Origin of the sequence: Streptomyces sp. ICC1, assembly GCF_003287935.1 — a bacterium.
GTDB classification, from domain to species: domain Bacteria; phylum Actinomycetota; class Actinomycetes; order Streptomycetales; family Streptomycetaceae; genus Streptomyces; species Streptomyces tritrimontium.
This window is the reverse complement of record NZ_CP030287.1, coordinates 6,275,922-6,289,189: the sequence shown is the minus strand read 5'-3', so window position 1 is coordinate 6,289,189 and position 13,268 is coordinate 6,275,922. Positions and strand designations below refer to the sequence as shown.

The 13,268-nt window shown below is 73.2% G+C and carries 11 protein-coding genes; 6 read left to right on the top strand and 5 right to left on the bottom strand.

The features are described 5' to 3' along the window. On the top strand, positions 1–372 hold a 372-nt coding region (locus tag DRB96_RS29570), incomplete at its 5' end, for a CAP domain-containing protein (protein ID WP_204357843.1). Between the two features lie 123 nt (positions 373–495). Then, a complete protein-coding gene (locus DRB96_RS29565; protein WP_239517776.1) occupies positions 496–2,937 on the top strand; it encodes a DEAD/DEAH box helicase in 2,442 nt (813 codons plus the stop codon). An 87-nt stretch (positions 2,938–3,024) separates the two neighbouring features. On the opposite strand, the gene DRB96_RS29560 is transcribed toward DRB96_RS29565, so the two are convergent. After that, on the bottom strand, positions 3,025–4,416 hold the full coding sequence (locus DRB96_RS29560) for a glutamate decarboxylase (protein WP_112451213.1): 1,392 nt from the start codon (positions 4,414–4,416) through the stop codon (positions 3,025–3,027). 288 nt (positions 4,417–4,704) lie between these two features. Between DRB96_RS29560 and DRB96_RS29555 the strand changes: the two genes are divergently transcribed. Continuing rightward, entirely contained in the window at positions 4,705–5,097 is a 393-nt protein-coding gene (locus DRB96_RS29555; RefSeq protein WP_112451212.1) for a tyrosinase cofactor, read from the top strand. Next, positions 5,097–5,957 carry a tyrosinase family protein gene (locus tag DRB96_RS29550; RefSeq protein ID WP_112451211.1) on the top strand — a complete coding sequence of 287 codons (861 nt, stop codon included), beginning with the start codon at positions 5,097–5,099 and terminating at the stop codon, positions 5,955–5,957. Before DRB96_RS29555 ends, DRB96_RS29550 begins: the two co-directional genes overlap by 1 nt. On the opposite strand, the gene DRB96_RS29545 is transcribed toward DRB96_RS29550, so the two are convergent. Both DRB96_RS29545 and DRB96_RS29540 read right to left on the bottom strand, forming a co-directional pair. Next, positions 5,900–6,619 (bottom strand): response regulator, encoded by a 720-nt coding sequence (locus DRB96_RS29545; protein WP_112451210.1) that lies wholly within the window; start codon positions 6,617–6,619, stop codon positions 5,900–5,902. The genes DRB96_RS29550 and DRB96_RS29545 overlap by 58 nt on opposite strands. Then, positions 6,616–8,247: a sensor histidine kinase gene (locus tag DRB96_RS29540; protein ID WP_112451209.1), complete on the bottom strand. Its 1,632-nt coding sequence runs from the start codon at positions 8,245–8,247 to the stop codon at positions 6,616–6,618. The genes DRB96_RS29545 and DRB96_RS29540 overlap by 4 nt, the downstream gene beginning before the upstream one ends. A gap of 67 nt (positions 8,248–8,314) precedes the next feature. Between DRB96_RS29540 and DRB96_RS29535 the strand changes: the two genes are divergently transcribed. Both DRB96_RS29535 and DRB96_RS29530 read left to right on the top strand, forming a co-directional pair. After that, positions 8,315–9,724: a cation:dicarboxylase symporter family transporter gene (locus DRB96_RS29535; RefSeq protein ID WP_239516879.1), complete on the top strand. Its 1,410-nt coding sequence runs from the start codon at positions 8,315–8,317 to the stop codon at positions 9,722–9,724. Positions 9,725–9,991: 267 nt separating this feature from the next. After that, complete coding sequence (locus DRB96_RS29530) at positions 9,992–11,755, top strand: S8 family serine peptidase (RefSeq protein ID WP_112451207.1); 1,764 nt, start codon at positions 9,992–9,994, stop codon at positions 11,753–11,755. A gap of 19 nt (positions 11,756–11,774) precedes the next feature. Here the strand turns inward: DRB96_RS29530 and DRB96_RS45115 are convergent, their stop codons facing one another. Together DRB96_RS45115 and DRB96_RS29520 are read right to left on the bottom strand one after the other, a co-directional pair. Next, the gene (locus DRB96_RS45115; RefSeq protein ID WP_239516375.1) at positions 11,775–12,014 is read right to left on the bottom strand and encodes a hypothetical protein; all 240 of its coding nucleotides are present in this window, start codon (positions 12,012–12,014) and stop codon (positions 11,775–11,777) included. Between the two features lie 479 nt (positions 12,015–12,493). After that, positions 12,494–13,153, bottom strand: a complete 660-nt coding sequence (locus DRB96_RS29520) for a (2Fe-2S)-binding protein (protein ID WP_239516880.1) — start codon at positions 13,151–13,153, stop codon at positions 12,494–12,496. Positions 13,154–13,268: the final 115 nt, after the last annotated feature.

Here is a 13,268-nt window from a genome sequence, read left to right as displayed (position 1 = left end):
GCCCAGGTCATCGCGCTGGTCAACTCCGAGCGCGCGGCGGCCGGCTGCGGCCCCCTCAAGGACGACCCGCAGCTGCGCGCGGCCGCGCAGGGCCACTCCGACGACATGGCCCGGCGGAACTTCTTCTCGCACTCCAACCCGGACGGGGCCGACCCGGGCAAGCGGACGACCGCCGCCGGATACCGCTGGTCCACCTACGGGGAGAACATAGCCAAGGGCCAGCAGACCCCGGCGCAGGTCATGGACTCCTGGATGAAGAGCCAGGGGCACCGCGAGAACATCCTCAACTGCTCCTTCAAGGACATCGGCGTGGGCATCCACCAGGGCCCCGGCGGACCGTGGTGGACGCAGAACTTCGGAGCCCGGATGTAGCACCTGGGCCGAGGCTCCCCCGCCCGTCCGCACACCACGTACGCGATCTCCCCAACCTGGTTCAAAATCGGGGCAAGATAGGTGCTGGAAGCGAACGGGCAGATCACGGGGGAGGTGATGCGCGTGGCCAGGCAGAAGCTCCGTCCGCACCAGCGCGAGGCCGTCGACGCCGCAGTGCGGGCGCTCGACCTGCCGGCCGGGCGCCGGGTGCCGCACACGGGGCTGCGGACCCAGGTCATCATGGCGACGGGCTCCGGCAAGTCGCTGGTGGCCGTGCACACGGCCGAGGAACTGCGGGCCGGCCGGGTCCTCGTACTGGTGCCCTCCCTCGACCTGCTCGTACAGACCGCGGCGGCCTGGCGCGAGGGCGGCCGGACCGGGCGCGCCCTGGCCGTGTGCTCGCTGCGCGGCGAGGACGCGGGGGTGCCGACCACCACGGATCCGGCCGAACTCGCCGACTGGGCGGGCCCGTCCTTCGACCGGGTGACGGTGTTCGCCACGTACGCCTCCCTGGGCCTCGGCACCGTGGAGCGCGCGCACCGGGAGGGGCTGCCGGGCTGGGACCTGATCGTCGTCGACGAGGCGCACCGGACGTCCGGGCGGATCGGCAAGCCGTGGGCGGTGGTGCACGACAACACCCGGATCCCGGCCGTGCGCCGGCTGTACATGACGGCCACGCCCCGGGTCTGGCAGGACGGCGAGGAGGCGGACGAGGACAAGGCGCGCGGCCGCGGCGATCTCGTGGCCTCGATGGAGGACGACGCCGACGGCCCCTTCGGCGCGCGCTGCCACACCCTGACCCTGGCGGAGGCCATCGACCGGGGGATCTGCGCGCCGTACCGGGTGGTCTGCGTGGACGTCAGCGATCCGGATTTCCAGGCGGCGGTCCTGCTCGGCCCGGACGGGCGCTCCGACGCGGTGCGCGGGGTACGGCTCGCCGCGCTGCAGACGGCGCTGGTCAAGGCGGCCGTGGAGCAGGGCTTCCGGCGCACGCTCGTCTTCCACCACCTGACCAAGGAGGCCGAGGCGTTCGCGGCGGGGCTCCCGGCGGTGGCCGCGCGGCTGCGCGCCACGAGCTGGGACCCGCGGCCGGTGTACCCCCGTACCGTCTGGGCGGACTGGCTGTGCGGGCAGCACACGGCGGCGCACCGGCGGCGGGTGCTGGGCGCCTTCGCGGACGACCGGGTCGCGGACAAGGCGTTCCTCGGCAGTGTCCGGGTGCTGGGCGAGGGCGTGGACACCAAGGAGTGCGACTCGGTCTACTGGGCGGACGTACGGGGCTCGATGCCCGATCTGGTCCAGGCCGTCGGCCGGGCGCTGCGCATCCGGCCCGGGGAGGGCAAGATCGCCTCCCTGGTGGTGCCGGTGCTGCTGGGGCCGGGCGAGTCCCCCGAGACGATGCTGACCTCACGGGCGTACGGGGACCTCGCGCGGCTGCTGGAGGCGCTGCGGGCGCACGACACCCGGCTCGTCGAGTCCCTGGCGCAGCCGCAGGCGCCGAGCCGGCCCGGGGCGCGGGGAGCCGCGGGCCAGACGCTCGGCTCCGGGCTGCGCAGCGGCGCGGAGTCCCTGCTGAGCTTCTCCACCCCGCGCGACCCGGCGCTGCTGGCGGCCTTCATCCGGCTGCGGGTGCTGCACCCGGAGCACGAACACTGGCGCCGGGGGGTGGAGGCGGCCCGGATCTACGCCGGCCGGGCCGGGGACCTGAAGGTGCCGTTCGTGTTCAAGGTCCCCGCGGGGGCGGAGGCCGGGGAGGGCGGCGAGCCGTGGCCGCCCGGGCTCGCCCGGTTCCCGCTCGGCCAGTGGATCGCGGACGTGCGGCGCACGTACCGGCGCGGGGCGCTGGGCAGGGAGCGGACGGCGCAGCTCGACGCGCTGGGCATGGTGTGGAGCCACTTCGACGTGGCCTTCGAGGAGGGGCTCGCGGCGGCGGGCGGCTGGGCGGCCGAACACGGGCACCTGCTGCCCCCGGTGGACGCCGTCTGGCACGGCGCCCCGGTCGGGGTGTGGGTCAAGAACCAGCGTGCGGCGGCACGCCGGGAGGGGCCGGGCACCCTGCCCGAGGAGCGCCGGGAGGCCTTGGAGGCCATCGACGCGTCCTGGTGCCCGGCCTGGCCGATCTCCTGGCAGCGGGCCTTCCACCTGACCCGGGTCCACCTGGACGCGGGCGGCCGGCTCCCGTCGGGTCCCGGGGAGGCCGTCGTCCAGGGCGAGGACCTCGGGGTGTGGCTGCGCGGGCAGCGCCACGCGTGGGAACGCCTCGCGTGGACCCAGCGCTGGCTGCTGGAGCACACGCTCGGGGTGGTCCCGGCCGAGGGTGCGGACCGGCCGAGGAAGCGCGTCGGCCATGGAGCCGCGTGGGCGGCCCACCTGGAGGCGGCCCGGCAGTTCCACGCGCGCGAGCGGCACCTGCGGGTGCCGCGCACGCACGTGGAGCGGGTCGGTGGCCGGGAGCTGCGGCTCGGCTCGTGGATCGCCAACCAGCGCTCCCGCGCCGCGTCCCTCGGCGAGGAGCGGGCGGCCGCCCTCACGGAGCTGGGGATGCGCTGGCCGGGCTCCGCCTGACCGGGCGGGCCGCCGCGCCCGCCGGTGCGCGTGCGCCGGCCCCGGCCGCGGCCGCGCGCGGGGCCGGGGCCGGGGCCGGCACCCGGGTCAGTGGTGGAAGCCGGACCGGGGCGCGGTGGCCGGCACGGGCGGCGGCGTCGCGGTCAGGTGCTCCACGGCGCGGCGCAGGTCCGAGACGAGCAGCGCGATCTGGTCGCGCGTCACCCCGTGGCGGATCAGGACCCGTTGGATGACCGTGTCGCCCCGGTCGGCCGGCAGCGGGTACGAGGGCACCTGCCAGCCGCGCATGCGCAGCCGGTCGGAGAGGTCGTACAGGGTGAAGCCGGCGCCGGCCGGGTCGGTGAGCCGGTAGGAGACGGCGGGCAGCGCGCCCCGGCCGTCGTAGAGCAGGGTGAAGGGGCCGACCTGCTCGATCTCGCGGGCCAGGTACTGGGCGGTGTCGGCGCAGGCCTGCTGGACCCGGCGGTAGCCGCCCCGGCCCAGGCGCAGGAAGAGGTAGTACTGGGCGATGATCTCGCCGCCGGGGCGGGAGAAGTTGAGGGCGAAGGTGGGCATGTCCCCGCCGAGGTAGTCCACGGAGAAGACGAGGTCGGCCGGGAGCAGGTCGGCGGTGCGCCAGACGATCCAGCCGACGCCGAGCGGGGCGAGGCCGTACTTGTGCCCGGAGGTGTTGACGGAGGCCACGCGCGGCAGCCGGAAGTCCCAGACCACGTCGGGGTGGAGGAAGGGCGCGACGAAGCCCCCGCTGGCGGCGTCGACGTGGATGGGCACGTCCCAGCCGTGCTCGGCCTGGATCCGGTCCAGCTCGGCGGCGATCTCGGCGACGGGCTCGTAGACGCAGGTGTAGGTGACGCCGAGGATGGCGACGACGCCGATGGTGTTCTCGTCCACGTAGGCGGCGAGCTGTTCGGGGCGCAGTCCGGTGGCGCCCTCCTCCAGGGGGACCTGGCGGAGCTCGACGTCGAAGTAGCGGGCGAACTTGTCCCAGCAGATCTGGACGGGTCCGCACACCAGGTTGGGCCGGTCCGTGGGGAGTCCGGCGGCCCGCCGGCGCTCGCGCCAGCGCCACTTCAGGGCGAGGCCGCCGAGCATGGCGGCCTCGCTGGAGCCGGTGGTGGAGCAGCCGGTCCCGGTGGCTTCGGGCGGGGCGTTCCACAGGTCGGCCAGGATGTTGACGCAGCGGGCCTCGATCTCGGCGGTCTGCGGGTACTCGTCCTTGTCGATCATGTTCTTGTCGAGGCACTCGTTCATCAGCCGGTGGACCCCGTCGTCCGACCAGGTGGTGCAGAAGGTGGCGAGGTTCTGGGCGGCGTTGCCGTCGAGGAGCAGCTCGTTGTGGAGGAGCTCGTAGACCACCTCGCTGGGCGAGTGGTCGTCGGGCATCCGGTACTTGGGGAGGATCTCGCCGCTGAGGGCGGAAGCGAACACGTCCGTCTCGGCGTCGAGGGAGCGTACGTCCTTCGTCTCATGGAGGGCCATATCGGGACTCTAATGGACAGACCGTCATTGACCGCCATGAACTCAGGTAGGGGATCCGAGCGGTTCCCGCTGCGGCTTCCGGCCGACTCGACGGTGTGACCCCTCCCATACCCTCCCGATGCGACCGAAAGATTTCCTGTCGGTTAAGGTTTTTCACATAGGTCTTCCCGTCCGGACCACTGGAGCCGGTTCGGACGGGAAGATCATCCAACTAGTTCATACGGCAACTTATCCGCGCATGTCCGGATAGTGATCCCGTGTTCCGCGCGCCCTGATACCTCTCGGGCCATGAACAAGATCACTCGCCGTCAGGCCTTAGGCACAACTGCCGGCGCGCTCACCGTCCTCGGCCTCGCCGGCGCCACCGCGCACGCGGCCGTCACCGGCTCCCGCTCCGCCGCACCCGCCACCCCCACGGGCAAGGTCGACGAGGTCTACCAGGGCCGCCGCATCCGGATAACCCCCGCCTCCGGCGGGGGCGGCCACCACGGCGGCCACCACTCCCCCGGCCTGCCGACCGTCCTCATAGACGGCCGCGAACTGCACGTGATGCGGAACGCCGACGGCACCTGGATCAGCGTGGTCAACCACTACGAGACGTTCTCCGACGTCCTGCCGCTCGCCCGCGCCGCCGTGCGCGAACTCCAGGGCGCCGCCCTCGTCCCGATGGGCGGCATGTGATGACGATCCGCAAGAACCAGGCCTCGCTCACCACCGAGGAGAAGAGGGCCTTCACCAACGCGCTCCTCGAACTCAAGCGCACCGGCCGCTACGACCGCTTCGTCACCACCCACAACGGCTTCATCATGGCCGACACCGACTCGGGCGACCGGGTCGGCCACCGCTCCCCCTCCTTCCTGCCCTGGCACCGCCGGTTTCTGCTGGAGTTCGAGGCGGCTCTGCAGGCAGTGGATCCGGGCGTGGCCCTGCCCTACTGGGACTGGACGGCGGACCGGACCGCCCGCTCCTCGCTCTGGGCCGCCGACTTCCTCGGCGGCACCGGGCGGGCCCGCGACGGACAGGTGCTCGACGGGCCCTTCGCCTACGCGACGGGCAAGTGGGAGATAGCCGTCCGCGTGGACGGGCGCTCCTACCTGCGGCGCGCGCTCGGCACGGGCGTCGCCCAGCTGCCCACCAAGGCCGAGGTGGACGCCGTCCTCGCGATGCCGGTGTACGACGCGGCGCCCTGGAACAGCTCCTCGGGCGGGTTCCGCAACAACCTGGAGGGGTGGCGCGGGGCCAACCTGCACAACCGGGTGCACGTGTGGGTCGGCGGCCAGATGGGCACCGGGGTCTCCCCCAACGACCCGGTGTTCTGGATGCACCACGCCTTCGTCGACAAGCTGTGGGCCGACTGGCAGGCACTGCACCCGCAGTCGCCGTACCTGCCCGCCGCCGGCACCCCGAACGTCGTGGACCTGAACGACACCATGCGGCCGTGGAACGACGTGACGCCGGCGGACATGCTGGACCACCGCAAGTTCTACACCTTCGACACCGAGCCGGCCCCGGTCCCGGCCGGAGCCGCCAGCCAGCGGTAGTGCAGTTCGGGGCGGCCGACCTGGCCGTACCGGGGGGCGCGGGCCGCACGGCCCGTGTCCACCAGGTGCTCCAGGTACCTGCGGGCGGTGATCCGGGAGATCCCGGCCGCCTCGGCCGCCCCGGCCGCGGTCAGTCCCTCCGGGGCGGCCCGCAGCAGCGCGGCGACCCGGTCCAGGGTCGGCGCGCCGATCCCCTTGGGGAGCTCGGCCGGGCCGGGTGCGCGCAGGGCCGCCATGGCCCGGTCCACGTCGTCCTGGCCGGCCGCCTCGCCCGCCGCCGTCGCGCGGAACTCGGCGTAGCGCAGCAGCCGTTCGCGCAGGGTCGGGAAGGCGAAGGGCTTCAGCACGTACTGCACGACCCCGAGCGAGACGCTCTCGCGCACGACCCCCAGGTCCCGCGCCGAGGTCACCACGATCACGTCGGCCGGGTGGCCGGCGGCCCGCAGACCGCGTGCGAAGCGCAACCCGTGACCGTCGGGCAGGGTGAGGTCGAGCAGCAGCAGGTCGATCCTGGTCCGCTCCAGGACCCGGGTCGCCCCGGCGAGCGAGTGGACGGCCGCGACCGCGGTGAAGCCGGGCACCCGCCCGACGTACAGCGCGTGCGCGTCGGCGGCGACCGGATCGTCCTCCACCACGAGGACCCGCACCTCGGGCGCGCTCACCGGCCCGCCTCCCCGCGCGCCGGGAGCCGTACGGTGAACCGCGCGCCCCCGTCCGGCAGCCGGTCGGCGTCCGCGCTGCCCCCGTGGCGGTGCGCCACCTGCCGCACCAGCGCCAGGCCCAGGCCCCGCCCCTCCCCCTTCCCGGACCAGCCGCGGCGGAACACGTCCGCGCCCTCGGGGAGTCCGGGGCCGTTGTCGGCGACGCGCAGCAGCAGGCCCCGCCCGCCGGGACCGTCGGGACCGTCCGGACGGACGGTGACGGCCACGCGGGCGCCGGGGACTCCGGTGAGGGCGTCCACGGCGTTGTCGACGAGGTTGCCGAGGAGGGTGACGAGGTCCCGGGCGGGCGGGCCGCCGGGCCCGGCGGCGATGGCGGCGCTGTCCGGGGTGACGACCAGCTCGATGCCGCGCTCGTGCGCCTGGGCGGCCTTGCTGAGCAGCAGGGCCACGAGCACCGGTTCGCCGACCGCGGTGACCACCTCGTCGGTCAGGGCCTGGGCGAGGCGCAGTTCGGCGGTGGCGAAGTCCACCGCCTCGCCGGTGCGGCCGAGTTCGATGAGGGAGACCACGGTGTGCAGCCGGTTGGCCGCCTCGTGGGCCTGTGCGCGCAGCGCCTGGGTGAAGCCGCGTTCGTGGTCCAGCTCTCCGGTCAGCGCCAGGAGTTCGGTGTGGTCGCGCAGGGTCACCACGGTGCCGCGGCGGCCGCCTCCGGCGACGGGCGCACTGTTGAGCACGAGCACCCGGTCGGCGGTCAGGTGCACCTCGTCCACCCGGGGCCGGTCGGCGAGCAGCGCCCCGGTGAGCGGGGCGGGCAGGCCGAGGTCGGCGACGCCGGTGCCCTTGATCTCCCCGCGCAGGCCCAGGAGTTCGCGGCCGGCGTCGTTGACGAGGGTGATCCTGCGCTGCCCGTCGAGCATCAGGAGGCCTTCGCGGACCCCGTGCAGGGCGGCCTGGTGGTAGTCGTACATCCGGCTCAGCTCGCCGGCGTTCATCCCGTGGGTGTGGCGGCGCAGCCGGGCGTTGACCACGTACGTGCCCGCCCCGCCGAGGGCCAGTGCCCCGCCGGCGACCCAGGCGAGGGCGGAGAGCTGCGCGGCGAGCCGGGCGCTGACCGCGCGGACGGTGATGCCCGCGGCGACCATGCCGATGACCCGGCCGTCGTCGTCCGTGACCGGGGTGACCACGCGGATGGAGGGGCCGAGGGTGCCGGTGTAGGTCTCGCCGAAGGTCTCGCCGCGCAGTGCGGGGGCGGTGTTGCCGAGGAAGGGCTCGCCGATGCGCCGCGGGTCGGGGTGGGTCCAGCGCCTGCCGTCCGGAGCCATGATCGTCACGAAGTCCACGCCCGCGTCGACCCGGACCCGCTCCGCGTAGGGCTGCAGGACCCCGGAGGGCCCGCCGGGATCCCCGCTCCCCCGCACGGCTCCCCGGACCGCCTCCCGTACGGAAGGCGAGTCCGCGACCGCCCGGGCCACCGCTCCGGCCTGGCGCCGGGCGGCTTCCTCGGCCTGGCCGCGGGCGGTCGCGTACGCGAAGACGGCGCAACCGGCGACGACCACGGCGACCAGCACCACCTGCATGGCGAAGAGCTGGCCGGCGAGGCTGCGCGGTGGCCGGGGGAAGCGGAACATGGCGCTCAGTGTGCACCCGGGCGTGAACTCAATGAACGCAAGGGTGACCGGGGTCACAGGGCGGGCGATGGTCTCCCGGGACGCCTCCACCACCTGGAGGCGACGTGCACCACCAGGAGGCAGCGTGTCCGCGAGGCGCGACAAGACGCACTATCTGTACATCGCGGTGATCGCCGCGGTGCTGCTCGGCATCGCCGTCGGCTTCGCCGCGCCCGGCACGGCCGTGGAGCTCAAGCCGCTGGGCACCGGGTTCGTCAACCTCATCAAGATGATGATCTCGCCGGTGATCTTCTGCACGATCGTGCTGGGCATCGGTTCGGTGCGCAAGGCCGCCAAGGTCGGCGCCGTGGGCGGACTGGCGCTCGGCTACTTCATGGTGATGTCCACGGTGGCGCTGGCCATCGGACTGCTGGTGGGCAACCTGCTGGAGCCGGGCAGCGGACTGCACCTGACCGAGGCGGCCCGGCACGCGGGCGAGGCGCAGGCCAAGGCGGGCGGCGCGGAGAGCACCCCCGAGTTCCTGCTGGGGATCATCCCGACGACGCTGGTGTCGGCCTTCACCGGGGGCGAGGTGCTGCAGACCCTGCTGGTGGCGCTGTTGTGCGGGTTCGCGCTCCAGGCGATGGGCGCGGCGGGCGAACCGGTGCTGCGCGGGATCGGGCACGTGCAGAAGCTGGTGTTCCGGGTGCTCGCGATGATCATGTGGGTGGCGCCGGTGGGCGCGTTCGGTGCGATCGCGGCGGTGGTCGGCGCGACCGGCATGGACGCGCTGAAGTCGCTGGCGGTCATCATGATCGGCTTCTACACGACGTGCCTGATCTTCGTGTTCGTGGTGCTCGGCACGCTGCTCAGGGTGTGTACGGGGATCAGCGTGTTCGCCCTGCTGCGCTACCTGGGCCGGGAGTTCCTGCTGATCCTCTCCACCTCCTCCTCCGAGTCGGCGCTGCCCCGGCTGATCGCGAAGATGGAGCACGTGGGGGTGTCGCGCCCGGTGGTCGGCATCACCGTGCCGACGGGCTACTCCTTCAACCTGGACGGGACCGCGATCTACCTGACGATGTCCTCGCTCTTCGTCGCAGAAGCGATGGGCAAACCCCTCGCGCTCGGCGAGCAGGTCTCCCTGCTGCTGTTCATGATCGTGGCCTCGAAGGGCGCGGCCGGGGTGACGGGCGCGGGACTGGCCACCCTCGCGGGTGGACTCCAGTCCCACCGGCCGGAACTCGTCGACGGCGTCGGCCTGATCGTGGGCATCGACCGGTTCATGAGCGAGGCGCGGGCGCTCACGAACTTCGCGGGCAACGCGATCGCGACCGTCCTGATCGGGACCTGGACGAAGGAGTTCGACCGGGCCCGGGCCACCGAAGTCCTCGCGGGCCGCCTGCCGTTCGACGAGACCACGCTCACCGACGACGGCCACGGCGAGAGCCCCGCGGTCCCCGCCCAGCCGGAGGCCGCCAAGGACGGCGTACCCGCCTAGTGCTGTGACCGGAGGGACCGGCCGGCCAGGGTTCGCCCCCACGGTGCCCAGCCCGGCCGGTCCCGACACCTCGATACAGCGTCGATTTCCAGCCAAGCGACAAGGAAGTGTCCTGCGGTAAAAGGTACTTCCATATCGGGGCAGGCGTCTGACATCTTGCGTCCACCACTCGTTTCGTACGGCCCGGTAGGTGCCACCCGCACCGCAGGGCCGTCTTCGGAGGACGCATTGATACCCCACATATCCAGCCGACCTCGACGTACCCTCGTGCTGGCCGCCGCTCTCGGCGCGCTGGCCTTCGGAGCCCCTGCCGCGCTCGCCGGCACCGCGCCCGTCTCCCCGGTCGGCACCCCTGCCGCCTCCGCACCCGCCAAGGCCCAGGCCGCGGCGCCGACTTCCCAGAGTGCGACCTGGGCTGCCGGCACCCGCGCCTACCTGGTGATCACCGCCGCCGGTGACAGCTCGGCGGTCCGTTCCGCCGTCACGGCGAACGGCGGCACGGTCTTCTCGTACTTCGACTCCATCGGCGTGATCGTCGCCCACTCGACCTCCTCGACCTTCGCGACCACCATGCGCGGGGTCAGCGGTGTCCAGAAGGTCGGCGCGACGCGCACCTCGGACGTCCCGGCCGACGCCTACAACCCGGCGCTGCCCGCCAACCCGGCGCAGTCCTCGACCGCCGCGGGAGAGCCCGTACGCGTCGACATGAGCCAGATCAAGGCCGACCAGGCCTGGGCCGTGAACCCCGGCTCCGCCACCGTCAAGGTCGGCATCCTGGACACCGGCGTGGACGACCAGCACCAGGACCTGGCACCGAACTTCAACGCGGCCGACTCCGCCTCCTGCGCCTACGGCAAGGCGGACACCCGGGTCGGCGCCTGGCGTGACGTGGGCAGCCACGGAACGCACGTCGCGGGCACCGTCGCCGCCGCCAAGAACGGCAAGGGCGTCGTCGGCGTGGCCCCGGGCGTGAAGATCTCCTCGGTCCGCGTGGCCGAGCCCAGCACCTCGATGTTCTTCGCCGAGAACACCATCTGCGCCTTCGTCTGGTCCGGCGACCACGGCTTCAAGGTGACCAACAACAGCTATTACACGGACCCGTGGCAGTTCAACTGCCCGGACAACATCGACCAGGCCGCCATCATCGAGGGCGTCAAGCGCGCCCAGGAGTACGCGGAGAGCAAGGGCTCGCTCCAGGTCGCCGCGGCGGGCAACGAGGACTACGACCTCGCCCACAAGACCACCGACTCCGCGAGCCCCAACGACTCCACCCCGACCAACCGCACCATCACCAACGCCTGCCTCGACATCCCGACCGAGCTCCCGGGCGTGGTCACGGTCGCGGCCAACGGCACCGGTGTCACCAAGGCCTCGTTCTCCAACTTCGGCCAGGGCGTCATCGACGTCGCGGCGCCGGGCAGCAACGTCTACTCCACCGTGCCGGGCGGCACGTACAGCTCCATGAGCGGTACGTCGATGGCCTCCCCGCACGTCGCGGGCGTCGCGGCGCTCATCGCCAGCGCCAACCCGGGCATCACCCCGGCGCAGATCCGCGACAAGCTGGCCACCCAGGCCAACGACGTCGCCTGCCCGTCGGACGGCCGCTGCACCGGTACGACGGCCAACAACGGGTTCTTCGGCGAGGGTCAGGTCGACGCGCTGAAGGCGGTCGGCGCCACCCCGCCGCCCGGGAAGTACTTCGAGAACCTCACCGATGTCGCGATCCCCGACAACACCACGGTGGAGAGCCCCGTCACCGTCAGCGGAGTGACCGGCAACGCGCCGGCCACCCTCAAGGTGGGCGTGGACATCAAGCACACCTACACCGGTGACATCAAGGTCGACCTCGTGGCCCCGGACGGCACGGTCTACACCCTGAGCAACCGGGCCGGCGGCAGCACGGACAACATCATCAAGAGCTTCACCGTCAACGCCTCCTCCGAGGTCGCGAACGGCGTCTGGAAGCTCCGCGTGAACGACAACGCCAGCCAGGACACGGGCAAGATCGACGCCTGGAACCTGACCTTCTAGTCCGAGTCGGTCCTCGCACTCAGCGGTGCGGGACATCGGCCAGCCAGTCGAAGACGACGTCGCAGTGCTGTTGCGGGGCCATCGGGGAGCAGTGCAACTGCGCCCCGGTGGCCTCCGTCAGTTTCACGTACTCGCGCGGCGAGCGGAGCAGGTCGTACATCTGCCGGGGCTGGCCGGGGTAGAACTGCTCGAAGTCGTAGTCCAGGACGAGCGTCGGGGCCTTGTTCTTCGGGACGACGGCGGTGACGTCGAGGCTCATGAACCAGACCGGCAGCCGGGTCTTCCCGTACGGGGCTGCGCGCGGACGGCGGCCGGGGAGCAGAGCCGGGTGAATGTGTCCCAGGCGCGGCGGCCCTCGAGGTAGACCTCCTCCTCGTCTCCGGGGCGGTCGGTGCCCAGGACGTAGAACAGGGCCTGCCCGGAGTACTGCGCCGCGCGCAGCGAGCGGAACCTGCGGGTCTGCGAGGGGGTCCCGCCGCCGTGCCGGCCGGCGGCCGGGGGCGCGGAGCCCGGCGAAGTTGAAGCCCGGGTCGGCGAAGAGCTTCATCGAGCCCGGAGCGGGATCGGGGGCGGCGGCGCGGGCCTCGACGCGCGCCTCGGCGCGGGCGTCCCGCGGGCCGGGCCGCGGGGTACGGGCGGGCGTTTCGGCTTGAGCTTGGGTTATTGCACGGAACGTAGGAGCGCGTCCGGGCGAGCCTCCGTCCGCCACACCCTCCGGTGCTCCGAACGGCCGCACCGCTACCTGGTCCGCAGTACGCAGTCCCCGCACAGGCCGCCGCCGGGCACCTTGTAGTACAGGCAGCAGCTGCGGCGTACGAAGGCCACCCCGAGGCCCGGTTCGTGGAGGTAGGTGCCGGTTCCGGCGAGCGGCCCCCCGGCGCCGAGCAGTACGGCCGCGAGGGACGCCGCCGCCTCCCCGGGCACCCGGTCGGTGAGCACCCGGACGGCGCCGACCAGCCCGGAGGCGGCGTTGCCGCGCAGCACCCGCGGCGAGACGCCGAACCGCTCGCGCAGCGCCGCGTCCAGTACTCCGAGGTTCCCGAGCACGCTCTGCGCCAGGGCCGGCGCCGGGTCCTCCTCCGGCAGCCCGGCCGGCTCGGGGAGCCACAGCTCCAGCGATCCCGCACCGGGCAGCCGCCACCACACGCGGTCCGGTCCGAGGTCGGGCACCCGTCCGGCCAGGACGGCGCAGCCGAGCGCGAGCGACCAGAGCCTCGAGGCGATCCCGAACTGCGCGGTGGAGGCGGCCACCCGGCCCGGCCCGCTGCCGATCCGCCGCCCCACCTCGCCCACGTAGGCCCCGAGCCGCTCCCCGTACAGCTCGCCGAGCGGCCGGAAGCCGGGCCCGGGCGGCTCCTTCCCGTACGCCACGGTGAAGAACGGTCCGACGGAGCGCAACTGCCGCAGTACGTCCTCCACCTCAGGCCCCGCATCCGTCGTCGGGCAGGGCCGCGGGGGCCGTCACGAAGCAGTCCATGGCCCGATGATCTCAGGCGCCGCGATCCGGTGGACC